The sequence below is a fragment of the Streptomyces sp. NBC_01803 genome, from assembly GCF_035917415.1.
Classification (GTDB): Bacteria; Actinomycetota; Actinomycetes; order Streptomycetales; family Streptomycetaceae; genus Streptomyces.
This window is the reverse complement of record NZ_CP109073.1, coordinates 331,700-346,372: the sequence shown is the minus strand read 5'-3', so window position 1 is coordinate 346,372 and position 14,673 is coordinate 331,700. Positions and strand designations below refer to the sequence as shown.

The window sequence follows — 14,673 nt, the reverse complement described above, 5'->3', positions numbered from 1 at the left end:
CCGGGTCCCTGTCACCGGACCGGCGAAGCGATGACGCCCAGGACGGACCCCATGAGAATCCCTCCGGCCCCCAGCGGCCTGCCGTGCTGGCCCCCCACCGCATTGCCCTCCGGTCTGATTCCTGCCACCGGTCGGCTGCGCGACCGTCTTGTGGCCCGGGTCGGGCCCGACGGTGGGGTGCGCGGCCCGTGCGGCAGCCGCGTCCTGGAGACCGCCCTGATGCTGGTTCTCCTGGACCGCACCGGCCTGGAACCCGCCGCCCGGAGCCGGTTGGCCGCCTACCTGTCCACGCACCGCGACGCGCCCAAGCCGCTCGACCGGCTGCTCGCACGGGCCGCCCTGGACGGCCGGGCAGCGAGGGACGAGCTGGACGTGGAGGAACTCGTCGCTCAAGCACCGGACTTCACCGGCCCCCGCAAGCGCGCCCTGCTGCACGCGGTCCTCGTGCTGCTCGGCGCCACCCCCACCGCACGGCTCCCCGCCCCGGAAGCGTTCTCCCTGAACGGCCTGCACATCTGGGCGTGCGTCCAGGTCACCGCGGTCAAAGTCATCCTCGCCCTCGCAAGCGGCAACCCACACCGCATCGAGGAGCGTGACCTGGAACTCCTGCGTTCGACCCAGCGGGCCGGGAAGGTGTGGGAGGGCAACCTTCTCATCCATCTGTCCACCCTGCACGCACTGGCCCCGCTGCCGCACCAGCACCGCCTGGTCTCCCAGGGGATACGCACCGCGCTGGAGCACCAGCGCGACGATGGCGGGATGCCGTTCATCCGTGACGAGGACACCTGGGTCACCGCCACGGCCGGGATCGCCCTGCACGCCGCCGCAGCCCCCGCACCCGTCGTGGGCGCCATCGCCCGGCGCCTGGTGCGCCTTCAGCATCCCGGCGGCGGTTGGTCCTACACCGATGGCGCCCGACTCGCCGACGTGGACTGCACCTCGGTCGCCATCGAGGTCCTCCACCTGGCAGGCCACGACACCTACCGCACACCGGCCAGGCACGCCCTGGACGTCCTGCGCCACCTGCGCGGGGAAGACGGCGGATTTCCCACCTACCTGGCCGGGGCACCATCGGAAGCCGGCATGACCGCCGCCGCCGTCAACGCCCTCAGCACTCAAGGGCCGGCACACCAGGCCATGGTGGACACGGCACTCGCCTACCTTGCCTCCCAGCAGCGCCCGGACGGTTCTTTCCCGCCGGACTGGAGCAGCAGCCGGCTGCACACCGTCTTCCGAGCGGCCCTCGCCGCCGGCCGCCACCCCGGCGTGACGACCACCGGAAGCCCCGCACAGCGCGTCATCCAGCGGGCCGTCACGCTGGTGCGGACCTCCCAGAACCCGGACGGCGGCTGGGGTCAGCAGGACGGAGATGCCAGTGACGCCCTGAGCACCGCCTACGCCCTGAACACCCTCAGCACGCAGAGTGCGCCAACTCCGGCCGTCGCGCGGGGCGTTGCCTATCTGCTCAGCCAGCAGCGCGCCGACGGGGCGATCACCAGCATCCCGGACTCGATCGGGCCCCGCCCCTTCGGCTTCGCCGTCCCCGTACTTGCCGACATCTTCGCGCTCCTCGCCCTCGGCCACCTCACCCGCCGCCTGTGCCCCGCACCGCAGGAGCGGACCCGGGCCGCGCCTCCCTCTCCCAAGAGGGAACCCTCCGCTCGCCGGTGACCCCGGTCATCGGCCACCACACCGCCGTCCGCTCGGCCCACCCCGAAGGAAGCCACCGTGGCCGTCCCCGCACGCCCGACACCCATGGACCTGACCATGCACACCATGGCCCAGAACCAGCCGGCGCTGCTCCTGCACATCGGCGTCAACCTGCACCTGGAGGGCACCGCCCCACCCCTGGCCGCCCTGCGCGCCCACGTCAGCGACCACCTGCACCGGCTGCCCCGTCTCACCCACTACCTGGCAGGGCCCGGCCTCAAAGCCCGCTGGACCCACGACCCTGCCCCCGATCTCGACCGCCGGATCCGCGAACACCGCGTTCCGCCCGGCCAAGCGGCCCTGGACACGGCCCTCCAGGACCTGCTGACGCACCCGCTACCCGACAACGGGCCGCCCTGGGACCTGTGGCTGCTGCACGGCTACGCCCCGGACCGGTACGTCCTCTGCTACCGGACCCACCACACCACCCATGACGGCGGCGGCGTCATCAACACCCTTCACACCCTGTTCGGCACCGCACCGCCGCCCATCCCGGCAGCCCGCGCGCCCCGGGCAACCCTCCGCGCCTACACCCGCACCCTCAAGGGAATGCTCAGCTCCCTCAACACCAACGACTGCTGGGACGACCCGGCACACCCCCTGCACGGCAACCGGGCAAGCGCCTGGGCACAGGTACCCACCGAAACCCTGCGCGCCACCGGGGCCGCACGCGGCGGAAGCGCCAACGACGCCCTGCTCGCCGCCCTCGCCGGCGCGCTACGCGCCTGGAGCCGTGAACATTGGCCACGCATCACCGACCGGCCCGTTCCAGCCGTGATGATGGTGGACCTCAGCCGCCCCGGCGAACGCCACCGCCCGGGGAACGCTTTCACCTTCTCCCCTGTCGCCCTGCCCGTCGACCTGCCGACTCCGGACGCCCGCCTCGACGCCGTCATCGCCGCCACCCGCGGGCCCAAAGACCGAGCCCAGCGCGCGGCCATGCGCACGATCACCGACCACACTCCAGCACGCGCCTTCCACACGCTCGCCAGCCGACTCACCAGCCCCTCCCGGGCCATCGTCGACACCTCCCACGTCGTCTTCCCCGAGCCCCTCCACCTCCACGGCACTCCCGTCGTCCACATCCAGGGCTTCACCTGGCTTCCCCGCCACCACCCCGTCTCAGTCGCCGCGTGCACCTACAACGGCACCACCAGCGTCTACTTCGTCACCGACCAAGCGCTCCCCGGACTCCACCGCGTCCCCGCCCTGTGGGAACAAGCCGCCTCCCAGGCCCTCCCAGCACACTGACACCACGGCCAGCAGCAGCCGGAACGGTAAATCGAACGGCTCCCTTCCGTCATCGGTGGTGACGAAGGGCAACGGGGACCATCGCGCGCTCGCCACCGTCTACGGCACCAGCGAACGCGCCGCCATCCGCTACGCCGCCGCCGCCCGACAGCTCCTCACCACACCCCCCGAACGCGATCGCACGGGGGTGGATCGTCATGAACCCGGCCAAGCGGTGCGCCTCGATGCCGCTGTTCAGTGGGCGGGAGGCCCGTGCCCGCCTGCTCAGTCCTGACGACGAGGACTTCGTCGTCCAGACGGCCACCACCCGACCGGTCACGCTCGGCCAGCCCTGCACCCGCTGGTCGACGAAGTCCCCTACCGGGGCGCGTCGCGGCTGCCGATCGCTCACTGCGCCGTTCGCGGAGTGATCAAGGCATGCGCGGAGCTCGAACGCACCTGTCCATGCAGAGGCGGCAAGCTCACCATCGCGACCGGGTAACCGCCGTGTCGCTGCCACGACTCATCCTGTGTCCGTGCGGCGGTCGCGGGCAGCGGACTGCCAACAACGCTCGTGGTCAATGCGCCGAGCCTGTCCTCCTGGGTGGTGTGCGCTGCCGCGCGGCCCCCGTCATGCCGTACCCGGAGTCCTGCACGCCCTCGCGGTCCTCGCTCACGCCCCGCGACGGCGTCGGTGACCGTCCAGGCGAGTATCGTTCGCGGTCGGCGGTCGGCGGTCGGCGGTCGGCGGTCGGCGGTCGGCGGTCGGCGGTCGGCGGTCTGAGGCTGTCAAGGGTGCCTCTCGGTGGATCGCACGGTGGAGAACGTCGCTGTTCATCCACGGTTCACCAGATTATGTGAAAGTGGCTACCCGTGGCTCGTTACATGGTGAACGTCCTCATCGGACACCGACACCCCACGCTTCCGGGAGCCGGACCATGGCAGCTGGTCTTTCAACATCCATTGCGTCACGGCGCGGCGGAACGCCGTCCCAGAACGCCCCGGTCGTGTTCGACCTGGGCGGGCTGGACGTGGCCTACGGCAGTCATCGCGCCGTGCGTGACGTGTCGATGGCGATCCACGAGCGGGAGGTCACCGCGCTGATCGGCCCCTCCGGCTGCGGCAAGTCGACGGTTCTGCGGTGCCTGAACCGTACGAACGACCTCGTCGTGGGTGCCCGGGTCACGGGCAAGGTCTCCTATCGCGGCCATGATCTTTACGGCCCCGAGGTGGACCCCATCGAGGTGCGACGCCGGATCGGGATGGTGTTCCAAAGGCCGAATCCGTTCCCGAAGTCGATCTACGACAACATCGCCTACGGGCCCCGGGTGAACGCGGCCGGGGGCGCGAAGCTGAGCAAGTCGGAGCTGGACGACCGGGTGGAGGAGGCGCTGAAGTCCGCCGCCCTGTGGGACGAGGTCAAGGGGAAGCTGAAGAGCAGCGGGCTGGCTCTCTCCGGCGGTCAGCAGCAGCGACTGTGCATCGCCCGCGCTATCGCGGTTCGTCCCGACGTCGTGCTGATGGACGAGCCGTGCTCCGCCCTGGACCCGGTGGCCACGGGCAAGATCGAGGACCTGATGACGCAGCTCAGGGACGAGTTCACCATCGTGATCGTCACCCACAACATGCAGCAGGCCGCCCGGGTCTCCGACCGCACCGCGTTCTTCACGGCCGAGGTCGACGAGGCCGGGGAGCGGTACGGGCACCTCGTTGAGTATGACGGAACCGAGAAGATCTTCAACCGCCCCGCCGACCAGCGGACCGAGGATTACATATCGGGTCGCTTCGGCTGATCACGTGGATGACCGCATGCTTCCCGTAACCGATTCCCCCGCTCCGGCTCCGGGTGCGTTCTCTCTCGGCGCCCATCCGGTGGTGTTGCTGGCTGACCCCGACCAACGCGTCAGGCAGGGGCTGAGCGCCCAGCTCGCCCGGTACCGGGTGTCCGTGGTCCACTGCCCCGACGGTGTGGCGACCCTGCTCGAAGTGGGCCTCAACCGGCCCGACGTGATGTTGCTCGCCGCGGACCTGCCCGTGGTCGACGCCGCGACGGTGCTGCGCGCGGTGCGCTCCCGGTTGAACGTCCCGGTGGTCCTGGGGGTCGGGCCGAACGACGCCGCGCAGGTGGGGCCGGCGCTTGCCGCGGGGGCCAGTGCCTGCGTGGCCCGGCCCTACCGTTCGCGCGAGGTGGCGCAGTTGCTCAACCTGACCGACCGGAGCCAGGGCGGTTATGAGCCGCTGCTGGTCTGCGGGGAGCTGACCCTGGATCCGCAGACGTACGAGGTGCGGTTGCGCGGCAAGCTCGTCGGCCGGCTCGCCTTGCGTGAGTTTCAGTTGTTGCACCTGCTGATGGTGAACGCTGAGAAGGTCATCCGTCGGGACCGGATCCGTGCCGAACTGTGGGGAGAGACAGAACGCACCTCCAATACCATCACTGTTCACATCCGCCGCCTCCGGGAGCGCCTCGGCGATGATCCCCACCACCCGGAAATCATTCAGACGGTGAGAGGTATCGGCTACCGGCTGGTACCGCCCCTTGGCTGATCAGAGCCCCTCCCGGGCCCGGCTGAACGTCGCCGGGCCCGGTGCTGTCTGAGGTCTCCGCGGCCAGAGCCCTTTCTTAACGATTCCAACTCTTTTTGTGAAACTGCCGGTTTCGCGGAACGTATCTGGCTGTTCACCTTCCGGCCCCCGCTGCTTCGCTGCCCCCTCCTACGTTCTCCCCGACACCTTCAAGTCATCTACACCCCGGCCGGTGCGGCCGGGGTTGAAACAAGGAGCAAAGGCCATGCGCAACTGGCGCGCCAAGACCGCCGTGATCGTCGCGGTGTCCGCCCTGGCCCTTTCCGCTTGTAGCAGCGACGACAGTGACGAGAGCGGCAACGGGGGCAGCGGGGGCGACGGTGAGAACCTGTCGGGCGACATAGCCATCGACGGTTCCAGCACGGTCGCGCCGCTCTCCGAGGCCGCCGCCCAGCTGTTCATGGCGGAGAACCCGGACGTCCGCATCTCCGTGGGCACCTCCGGCACCGGCGGCGGTTTCGAGAAGTTCTGCAACGGCGAGACCGACCTGAGCGACGCCTCCCGTGAGATCGAGGAAGACGAGATCGCGGCCTGCGAGGGCAACGGCATCGGCTTCGACGCCGTCCAGGTCGCCAACGACGCCCTGTCGATCATCGTCAACCCGAACAACCCGGTGGAGTGCCTGACGGTCGAGCAGGCCCGGCAGATCTGGGACCAGGACTCGCCGGTCAGCGACTGGAGCGACATCGAGGGCGTTGACGCCGGTGACCTCGGCGAGGTCACCCTGTACGGCCCGGGCACCGACTCCGGCACCTTCGACTACTTCACCGAGGCCATTAACGGCGAAGAGGGCCGCATCCGCACCGACTACACCGACATCGGCGAGGACGACCAGGCCGCCATCACCGGTGTGGAGGGCGACGAGGCCGCCATGGCCTTCGTGCCTTACTCCTTCGTCCAGCAGGCCGGTGACGCCGTCAAGTCGCTCCAGATCGACAACGGTGAGGGCTGTGTCGACGCGACCCTGGAGAACGTGCAGAGCGGCAGCTACGCCCCGCTCGGCCGCGCGCTGTACGTCTACGGCAGCGACCAGGCGCTGGCGAAGCCCGAGGTCGTGGAGTTCCTCCGGTTCTACCTGGACAACTCCACCGACATCGCCGAGGCCGCGACCTTCGTCCCGATGACCCAGGAGCAGATCGACGCGGGTCACGCCACCATCGAAGAGCTCGCTGGCAGCTGACCTTCGCGAAACAAACGAACAGCGAACAGCGAACAGGGAGTAGGACACCCACCTATGCCAGCTCTCAGCAGCGGCAACGTGGCCTCCGGCGCCGGTGCGGAAAATCCGCACCGGCCGCTGGGGGCTGCGCGCCCGCGTTACGGTGAAAAGGCGATCAAGGCGCTTCTGGCGCTCTGCGCGGCGCTGTCGGTGGCGGTGACGACGGCTATCGTCATCTCGCTTCTGCAGCCCACGTTCAGTTTCTTCGGCGAGGTCTCGATCTCGGACTTCCTGACCGGGACCCAATGGGCGCCGGGACAGGCCAGAGCGCAGTTCGGAGTGCTGCCCATCGTGGCCGGCACGCTGATCGTGACGGTGACCGCGCTGCTCGTCGCGGTCCCGGTCGGCTTGCTGTCGGCCATCTACCTCTCGGAGTACGCGCCCAGACGGGTGCGCCAGATCCTCAAGCCGGCGCTGGAGGTGCTGGCGGGCATCCCGACCGTCGCCATCGGCCTGTTCGGTTTCGCGTTCCTGCGCCCGCTCGCGGAGGACGTGCTGCCGTTCCTGGAGTGGCAGGGCCCCTTCTCCATCGGCGTCGCCGGTGTCGCGGTGGGGCTGCTGATCATCCCGCTGGTCGCCTCGATCTCCGAGGACGCGATGCGTTCGGTGCCGTCGGGGCTGCGTGAGGGCGCCTACGCCCTGGGGTCGACGAAGATGCGCGTCTCGGTCCGCGTCGTCTTCCCCGCCGCCATCTCCGGCATCGTCGCCGCGATCGTGCTGGCCGCCTCGCGGGCTGTCGGCGAGACGATGGTCGTGCTGATGGTCGGCGGCGCCGGCAACCCGGAACTGGTCTGGAATCCCCTGGAAAGCGCTCAGGCCATGACGGCCTATATCGGCCGCACCGCCACGGGAGACATCGCCACCGGCACGATCGTCTACGACACGATCTTCGCCGTGGGCTCGCTGCTGTTCGTGATGACTCTGGCGATGAACATGTTCGCCATTCGCCTGGTCCGCCGATTCCGTGAGGTGTACGAGTAAATGTCCACCGAGGAGAAGACACCACGCGTCTCCGAGCGCACCCGGCTCGCCGTGGCCGGTGCCCGGGCGGCGAGCGAGAGCATATTCAGGGAGGGCGGTCGCGGCGGCAGGACGGGCAACGCCCTGTTCTTCGCTCTGCTGCTGCTCGGCATAGGCATCGCCCTGATCGGCCTGGTCACGATCCTGACCTGGTCCGCTGTCGAGGGCGGCCCGAGGCTGAGCTGGGACCTGTTCACCGAGGGACCGAACACCATCCTGCCCGCCATGGCGGGCTTCAAGACATCCATCCTCGGCACCCTGTACGTCATCGGCGGCGTCATCATGCTGGCCGTCCCCATCGGTGTGGGCGCGGCCATCTATCTGGAGGAGTACGCCGACAACACGCGCTGGTACAACCGGCTGATCGAGCTGAACATCCAGAACCTGGCCGGCGTGCCCTCGATCGTCTTCGGCATCCTGGGCCTGGCGTTCATCGTGCGTGGGCCGCTGAGCCTCGGCTTCGTCGCCGCGGCCGGTTCGCTGACCCTGACGCTGCTGGTCCTGCCGACCGTGATCCTCGCCTCGCGCGAGGCAATCCGGGCCGTGCCCTCATCGATCCGCGCCGGCTCGCTGGCGCTGGGCGCCACGCAGTGGCAGACGATCTGGCGCAACGTGCTGCCCTCGGCGCTGCCGGGCATCCTCACCGGGGTGATCCTCGCGGTCTCCCGCGCGCTGGGCGAGGCCGCGCCGCTGCTGCTGGTCGGAGCGGCCACCTTCGTCCCGTACGACCCGGAGTTCTGGGACGGCGGTTACTCGGTGCTGCCGGTGCAGATCTTCAACTACGCCGGCCGCCCGCAGGACGAGTTCCGCGTGCTGGCCGCCGCGGGCGTCATCGTGATGCTCATCGTGCTGCTCGCCGTGAACTCCTTCGCCATCTGGCTGCGCAACCGGTACGAGCGGAAGTGGTAGGGGAACCGTGGCCGAGAAACTGACCGAGAAGACCGCACAGACCGAAGAGACCGACGTGGCAGCGAGCACAGAACCGACCGGTGACGACACACCCCAGGAGGCCACCGCGGCACCCGAGGACATGGCGCCGCGGGACGCGGCGCCTGCCGCGGACAGCGCTGGAGAGCAGGCTCTGACAGCCCCGATCTCCGTGCGCCCGGACACCGCGCGGACCGCGGGTAAGGTCGAGCACCGCGACAAGGTGTTCGAGCTGCGGACGGTCTCCGTGTCCTACGGCAAGGTCACGGCCGTGCGGGACGTGACGATGGACATCTACCGCCGCAACATCACCGCCCTGATCGGACCGTCCGGCTGCGGCAAGAGCACACTGCTGCGCTGCCTGAACCGGATGAACGATCTGATCCCCGGCGCCCGCGTGCGCGGTGACCTGCTCTACCACGGGGTGGACCTGCACGGGCCCAAGGTCGATCCGGTGCTGGTCCGCCAGCGGATCGGGATGGTCTTCCAGAAGCCGAACCCCTTCCCGAAGTCGATCTACGACAACATCGCCTTCGGCCCGCGCACCGTCGGGATGAAGGGCGATATGGACGACATCGTGGAGGGGGCGCTGCGCGGCGCCGCGCTGTGGGACGAGGTGAAGGACAAGCTGAAGGAGAGCGGGCTGGCGCTCTCCGGAGGTCAGCAGCAGCGGCTGTGCATTGCCCGCGCCATCGCGGTGAAGCCCGAAGTGCTGCTGATGGACGAGCCGTGCTCCGCCCTCGACCCGATCGCCACGCTGAAGATCGAGGACCTGATCAAGGAGCTGAAGAGCGAGTTCAGCATCGTGATCGTGACCCACAACATGCAGCAGGCCGCCCGGGTCTCGGACATGACCGGGTTTTTCAGCGTCAGCACCGACGAGGAAAAGGGGACCCGCACGGGGGAGTTGGTGGAGTACGACGACACCGGCAAGATCTTCAGCAACCCCTCCGAGCAGCGTACCGAGGACTACATCTCCGGCCGCTTCGGCTGAGAACTGGGGACTGGCGCGATGCTCAACCAGTCTGCACGGGCCGCCGCCACCGGGGCGGCGGCCCTCCTCCCCCTTCTCCTGACCGGGTGCCTGGTGGAGGGCAGCGGCAGCGCGGTCAGCAGGGGCACGCTCTCCGGGGACATCCTGGGGTCGGGGGCCACCTTCCCGGACCCGCTCTTCCAGCAGTGGATGTCCTACTACAACACCTCGATCGAGACGGGCACGTCGATCGACTACCAGGCCATCGGATCGGGCGAGGGCATCGAGCAATTCCTCGCCCAGGAGGTGGACTTCGGTTCCTCGGAGCGGTATCTCCAGGCCAGCGAGCTGCTGGTGGCCCGTGAGGTGCGCGGCTGCGAGGCGGTGCAGTTCCCGGTCGTCTTCGGCGCGGTGGTGATCGCGCTCAACGACCCGGCGCTGGACGGCCTGATCCTCGACTCCGAGGTGATCGCCGGGATCTACGACCGCCGCGTCACGCGGTACGACGACCCGGCGATCGCCGAGCTCAACCCGGACCTGGACCTCCCGGGCCGCGAGATCGTCCCGGTCCACCGCTCGGACGGCTCCGGCACCACCTACGTGTTCACGAGCTACCTGGCCAACGAAGTCGGCTTCTGGGCCGAGGAGTACGCCGGGGGCACCGACATCGACTGGCACGACGACACGGTGGGCGGCGACGGCAACGACGGCGTCGCCCAGGCGGTCGGGGCCAGCCCCGGCGGCCTCGGGTACGTCAACCAGTCCTACGCGCTGCGCAACGGCCTGGCGACGGCCCGGGTGGTCAACGAGGACGGCACCCCGATCGAACCGACCCTGGCCGCCACCACCGCCGCCTCCGAAGAGGCGGAGATCCCGGACGACTTCCAGTTCTCCATCGATGACATCGGCGGCGACGGCTACCCGATCACGGGCGCCAACTGGGTCCTCGCCTACGAGTGCGGCTACAACAACGACACGGCCGACGTCCTGCGCGACTTCTGGGCCTGGGCCCTGACGGACGCCGAGGCCGACCGCTTCGCGTCCGACCTCGGCTACGCTCCGATGGGCCGCGGCCTGAAGGAGCGGGTCCTGACCGAGATCCAGCGAATCAACTCCTCGTGAACGATGTCCGGGCGCCCTGCGGACCGGTGCCCCGCGCGAGCCCCGCGGCGAGGGCGGAGAGCAGGGAGAGGACGGCGAGGAGAGGCGCGTAGCCGCCGGACGGTCCGGCGAAGGCGGCGGTTGCGAAGGGCGTGGTCGCGGCCATCGCGGCTCCGGCCATCAGCCGGGCGGCGGCGAAGACCACCGGGTGCGGCGCGGCGGCCACGACGAGGAGTGCGGCGACGGCTACGACGGAACCGGCCGTCATCACCGTGCGGGGACCGTCGCGGTCCACAAGCCGGCCGACGGGTATGCCGACGGCCGCGGACACCACAAGCGCGGCCGAGAAGACGGCCGTGGTCATGGTGGTGGGACCAGCCGGTCTCCGCGGTGATCTCCGGCAGCAGGACGGGAAACGCGTAGGAGAGAAGGCCCCCAGCTCGTGATCCCAGTCGCGCACAGCGCGGGCAACACGGCGCGCGGCCGTGACCGGCGACCGGAGGTTCCGGTCGCCGGTCACGGCCGGGGCGCCGCCACGCGGGGGAGTCGTCACGTGCTGGCTCAGCAGCCGCCGGAGACGGGGAAAGCACCGGTGCCGGAGCCGAGCTGGACCAGGGCGGGCGCCGGGGCGCAGCAGCCGCCCGCGCTCTCGGCGCCGGTCTCGTCGAACAGACCGGCGCCGCCGCAGACTCCCGTCTCGGGCAGGGCCAACTCCACACGCTCCGCCGCCTCGTGATCGCCCGCCAGCGCGGCGGCGATCGAGCGGACCTGCTCGTGACCGGTCATCGCGAGGAACGTCGGGGCGCGGCCGTAGGACTTCATCCCCGCCAGGAACAGCCCCTGTTCGGGGTGGGACAACTCCTTGACTCCGTGGGGGTAGACGGTGCCGCAGGAGTGCGCGTTGGGGTCGATCAGCGGCGCCAGCGCGACGGGGGCGGAGAGCCGCTCGTCCAGGCCGAGGCGGACCTCGGAGAGGAACGACAGGTCGGGGCGCAGGCCCGTCAGCACGATCACCTCGTCGACCGGCCCGGTGCGGCGGCCGTCGTCCGCCACCAGGACGAGCCGCTCGCCGTCGCGCTCCACGGCGGCGGTGCGGAACCCGTTGACGGCGGAGGCGTGGCCCGCCTCGACCGCCGCCCGGGCGCGCAGGCCCAGGGCGCCGCGGGCGGGGAGCTGGTCGGCCTCGCCTCCGCCGAAGGTGTCCGCGCCGATGCCCCGGCGCAGGACCCACACCGCGTGCGTGCCGCTCGCCTCCCGGGCCAGGTCCGCCAGGCCGGCGAGCGCGGTGAACGCGGAGGCGCCGGTGCCGACGACGGCGGTGCGCTTCCCGGCGTAACGGCGGCGGACGGCCGGGTCGTCCAGGTCCGGTACGCGGTAGGTGAGCCGGTCGGCCGCCGCGCTCTCGCCCGCCGCCGGGTAGCCGTCGGCGCCCAGCGGGTTGGGCCCGGTCCAGGTGCCGGAGGCGTCGATCACGGCGCGGGCGGTGACGCGTGCGCCGGTGGCGAGGTGGACGGTGAACGGCTGGGTGTCGCGGCCGGAGTCGACCACGCGGTCGCGGCCGGCGCGGGCCACACCGGTCACCCGGGCGCCGTACCGCACCCGGTCGCCGAGGGCGTCGGCCAGCGGCTGGAGGTACCGCCCGGCCCATTCGGCCCCGGTGGGGTAGGCATCCGCCGCGGGACCGGTCCAGCCGGTGGGGGCCAGGAGCTTCGCGGCGGCCGGATCGATCAGCTCTCCCCAGGTCGAGAACAGGCGGACGTGTCCCCACTCCCGCACCGCGGCACCGGCGGTGGGGCCCGCTTCGAGCACGAGCGGAGTGAGGCCGCGCCCGGCGAGGTGGGCGGCGGCGGCCAGGCCGATGGGGCCGGCGCCGATGACGACGACGGGCAGGCCGGTGGTCTCCGACATGAAGGGCTCCTTCACTGTGGCGTCTTCAGGCTGCGTCCCGATGGATCGATATCCATCGATGCAGGAAACCTTGCCTCCGGTATCGACGGATGTCAACATAGACGCATGTCGAATACGAAGCCGGTAGAGCTGCCGCCGCTCCCGCCCGGGGACGCGGGCCCGGAAGACGTGGTGCCGTGCTGCCCGCCGCTGACCGCGGGGGAGCTGTCGCGGGCGGACGCGGAGCGGATGGCCGTGATGTTCAAGGCGCTGGGCGATCCGGTGCGCCTGCGGCTGTTCTCGAAGATCGCCGCCCACCCGGGCGGCGAGGCGTGCGTGTGCGACATCCAGGACGTCGGGGTCTCCCAGCCCACCGTCAGCCACCACCTGAAGAAGCTGCGCGAGGCCGGCCTGCTGACCTCCGAGCGGCGCGGCACCTGGGTCTACTACCAGGTCGCCCCCTCCGTCGTCGCCGCGATGGCCGCCATGCTCGACCTGCGCGGCACCTGACATGCGGGTCCTGCTTCAGCCCGGCGGGCAGCAGCGGGCCAGGAACGTCTGGAGCGCGGCGAGGCGTTCCGCGATCCGCGCCCCGTCGGCCCGGTAACGCACCTGCCTGCCGCCCTTCTCGGCCCGCGGCAGCCCACCCCCGCGCGGCGGCGACAGGTGCTCCGAGGCGGTCGAACGCCGAGCCCCGACCGGGCGGCGACCTCCCGACCGTCAGCTCCGGCCCGCCGGCGAACAGGGTCACAGGCGGGGCGCCCCGCGCGGCTGACCCGCCGATCCCATCCCGCACGCACCGGGCGTTCAGCTCCCGTGAGCACGCTGCCCCCGTGGAACTCGGCGCCCCTGCCCCGGCCGGGCGCCGGACCGCCGATGCCCCGGCCGCACACCCAGGAGGAGCTGTACTCCGCCGAGGGCGTGCGCTGGTACGCCGAGCTGTCCCAGGTCAGCCCGCCCGTTCCCGACAGCCCGCCGCCGCCCGCCGACGTCACCCGGGAGATGCGTGGCCTGGACTCCCGTCCCGGCGGCCACTACACCCAGCGCTGGAACGGCGGCGCGCGGTCTTCGGCCCGTCGCTGCCCGGCCCGTGGCAGGCTGGGTCAAAAAGCCGACACGGTCAGTCCAATGCGTCGCTTCCTGTCTTGCCATCGTGAGTCCAGGCGGAATCCGCCGACGATGAGAGGGGCGCTGAGATGGGCTTCATCACCACCAGTGACGGCACGGACATCTTCTACAAGGACTGGGGCGCCGGGCAGCCGGTGCTGTTCAGTCACGGCTGGCCGCTCAACGCCGATGCCTGGGACGAGCAGCTCCATCTGGTCGCTTCCCACGGCTACCGGGCCATCGCCCACGACCGGCGCGGCCACGGCCGCTCCAGCCAGCCGTGGAACGGCAATGACATGGACACCTACGCCGACGACCTGGCGGCGCTGATCGAGACGCTCGACCTGCGCGACATCGTCCTGGTCGGACACTCCACCGGCGGCGGTGAGGTCACCCGCTACATCGGACGGCACGGGACGTCACGCGTGGCGAAGGCCGTCCTGCTGGGCGCGGTCACGCCGCTGATGCTGAAGACCGACGCCAACCCCCAGGGCTTGCCCATCGAGGTGTTCGACGGAATCCGGGCGGGAGTCTCGGCCGACCGGTCGCAGTTCTACCAGGACCTGAGCATGCCGTTCTACGGGTTCAACCGGGAAGGCGCCGAGGTGTCGCCGGGAGTGTCGAACGCCTTCTGGTCGTGGTCCATGCAGGTCGGGATCAAGGGCGCACTCGACTGCATCGGGGCGTTCTCCGAGACCGACTTCACCGAAGACCTCAAGCGGTTCGACATCCCCACCCTCATCGCGCATGGCGACGACGACCAGATCGTCCCCCTCGTCGCGGCCGGTCTGGAATCCGCGAAGCTCGTCAAGGACGCCACCCTCAAGATCTACCCCGGCCGGCCGCACGGCCTCGTGGGGACGTTCAAGGACGAGTTCAACGCCGACCTGCTCGCCTTCCTGGCTTCCTGAGAGGA

The 14,673-nt window shown here is 70.5% G+C and carries 13 protein-coding genes and 1 pseudogene; 12 read left to right on the top strand and 2 right to left on the bottom strand.

Features of this window, described 5'->3' with window-relative positions:
- Nucleotides 1–51 precede the first annotated feature (51 nt).
- The 10 genes and pseudogenes from OIE51_RS01585 (at nucleotide 52) to pstS (ending at nucleotide 10,784) form a co-directional block, all read left to right on the top strand.
- On the top strand, nucleotides 52–1,671 hold the full coding sequence (locus OIE51_RS01585; RefSeq protein ID WP_326594899.1) for a prenyltransferase/squalene oxidase repeat-containing protein: 1,620 nt from the start codon (nucleotides 52–54) through the stop codon (nucleotides 1,669–1,671).
- A gap of 57 nt (nucleotides 1,672–1,728) precedes the next feature.
- On the top strand, nucleotides 1,729–2,961 hold the full coding sequence (locus tag OIE51_RS01580; RefSeq protein ID WP_326594898.1) for a wax ester/triacylglycerol synthase domain-containing protein: 1,233 nt from the start codon (nucleotides 1,729–1,731) through the stop codon (nucleotides 2,959–2,961).
- A 235-nt stretch (nucleotides 2,962–3,196) separates the two neighbouring features.
- Nucleotides 3,197–3,314, top strand: a pseudogene (locus OIE51_RS01575) (IS630 family transposase); the annotation flags it as partial.
- 633 nt (nucleotides 3,315–3,947) lie between these two features.
- A complete protein-coding gene (pstB, locus tag OIE51_RS01570) occupies nucleotides 3,948–4,733 on the top strand; it encodes a phosphate ABC transporter ATP-binding protein PstB (protein ID WP_326594897.1) in 786 nt (261 codons plus the stop codon).
- Nucleotides 4,734–4,737: 4 nt separating this feature from the next.
- Complete coding sequence (locus OIE51_RS01565) at nucleotides 4,738–5,484, top strand: response regulator transcription factor (protein ID WP_326594896.1); 747 nt, start codon at nucleotides 4,738–4,740, stop codon at nucleotides 5,482–5,484.
- Nucleotides 5,485–5,728: 244 nt separating this feature from the next.
- The gene (locus OIE51_RS01560; protein WP_326594895.1) at nucleotides 5,729–6,703 is read left to right on the top strand and encodes a phosphate ABC transporter substrate-binding protein PstS family protein; all 975 of its coding nucleotides are present in this window, start codon (nucleotides 5,729–5,731) and stop codon (nucleotides 6,701–6,703) included.
- A gap of 54 nt (nucleotides 6,704–6,757) precedes the next feature.
- Nucleotides 6,758–7,723, top strand: coding sequence for a phosphate ABC transporter permease subunit PstC (pstC, locus tag OIE51_RS01555; RefSeq protein WP_326594894.1), 966 nt, complete (start codon nucleotides 6,758–6,760; stop codon nucleotides 7,721–7,723).
- Complete coding sequence (pstA, locus tag OIE51_RS01550) at nucleotides 7,724–8,671, top strand: phosphate ABC transporter permease PstA (protein WP_326594892.1); 948 nt, start codon at nucleotides 7,724–7,726, stop codon at nucleotides 8,669–8,671.
- Between the two features lie 121 nt (nucleotides 8,672–8,792).
- Nucleotides 8,793–9,683 (top strand): phosphate ABC transporter ATP-binding protein PstB, encoded by an 891-nt coding sequence (pstB, locus tag OIE51_RS01545; protein WP_326600455.1) that lies wholly within the window; start codon nucleotides 8,793–8,795, stop codon nucleotides 9,681–9,683.
- Between the two features lie 18 nt (nucleotides 9,684–9,701).
- The gene (gene pstS, locus OIE51_RS01540; RefSeq protein WP_326594890.1) at nucleotides 9,702–10,784 is read left to right on the top strand and encodes a phosphate ABC transporter substrate-binding protein PstS; all 1,083 of its coding nucleotides are present in this window, start codon (nucleotides 9,702–9,704) and stop codon (nucleotides 10,782–10,784) included.
- Here pstS and OIE51_RS26800 read toward each other — a convergent pair.
- Nucleotides 10,771–11,127 (bottom strand): hypothetical protein, encoded by a 357-nt coding sequence (locus OIE51_RS26800; RefSeq protein WP_442811841.1) that lies wholly within the window; start codon nucleotides 11,125–11,127, stop codon nucleotides 10,771–10,773. The two genes, pstS and OIE51_RS26800, sit on opposite strands and share 14 nt — an antisense overlap.
- Before the next feature lie 197 nt (nucleotides 11,128–11,324).
- Complete coding sequence (locus OIE51_RS01530) at nucleotides 11,325–12,671, bottom strand: FAD-dependent oxidoreductase (RefSeq protein ID WP_326594889.1); 1,347 nt, start codon at nucleotides 12,669–12,671, stop codon at nucleotides 11,325–11,327.
- A gap of 105 nt (nucleotides 12,672–12,776) precedes the next feature.
- On the opposite strand from OIE51_RS01530, the gene OIE51_RS01525 reads away from it, so the two are divergent.
- Nucleotides 12,777–13,160, top strand: a complete 384-nt coding sequence (locus OIE51_RS01525) for an ArsR/SmtB family transcription factor (protein ID WP_326594888.1) — start codon at nucleotides 12,777–12,779, stop codon at nucleotides 13,158–13,160.
- Nucleotides 13,161–13,846: 686 nt separating this feature from the next.
- Complete coding sequence (locus OIE51_RS01520; RefSeq protein WP_326594886.1) at nucleotides 13,847–14,668, top strand: alpha/beta fold hydrolase; 822 nt, start codon at nucleotides 13,847–13,849, stop codon at nucleotides 14,666–14,668.
- Nucleotides 14,669–14,673: the final 5 nt, after the last annotated feature.

Excerpts from the sequence above, each read along its gene's own strand:
- OIE51_RS01585 (WP_326594899.1), top strand. The coding sequence starts at position 52 with ATGAGAATCCCTCCGGCCCCCAGCGGCCTGCCGTGCTGGCCCCCCACC.
- OIE51_RS01560 (WP_326594895.1), top strand. The coding sequence starts at position 5,729 with ATGCGCAACTGGCGCGCCAAGACCGCCGTGATCGTCGCGGTGTCCGCC.
- pstC (WP_326594894.1), top strand. The coding sequence starts at position 6,758 with ATGCCAGCTCTCAGCAGCGGCAACGTGGCCTCCGGCGCCGGTGCGGAA.
- pstA (WP_326594892.1), top strand. The coding sequence starts at position 7,724 with ATGTCCACCGAGGAGAAGACACCACGCGTCTCCGAGCGCACCCGGCTC.
- pstB (WP_326600455.1), top strand. The coding sequence starts at position 8,793 with ATGGCGCCGCGGGACGCGGCGCCTGCCGCGGACAGCGCTGGAGAGCAG.
- pstS (WP_326594890.1), top strand. The coding sequence starts at position 9,702 with ATGCTCAACCAGTCTGCACGGGCCGCCGCCACCGGGGCGGCGGCCCTC.
- OIE51_RS26800 (WP_442811841.1), bottom strand. The coding sequence starts at position 11,127 with ATGACCACGGCCGTCTTCTCGGCCGCGCTTGTGGTGTCCGCGGCCGTC.
- OIE51_RS01530 (WP_326594889.1), bottom strand. The coding sequence starts at position 12,671 with ATGTCGGAGACCACCGGCCTGCCCGTCGTCGTCATCGGCGCCGGCCCC.
- OIE51_RS01525 (WP_326594888.1), top strand. The coding sequence starts at position 12,777 with ATGTCGAATACGAAGCCGGTAGAGCTGCCGCCGCTCCCGCCCGGGGAC.
- OIE51_RS01520 (WP_326594886.1), top strand. The coding sequence starts at position 13,847 with ATGGGCTTCATCACCACCAGTGACGGCACGGACATCTTCTACAAGGAC.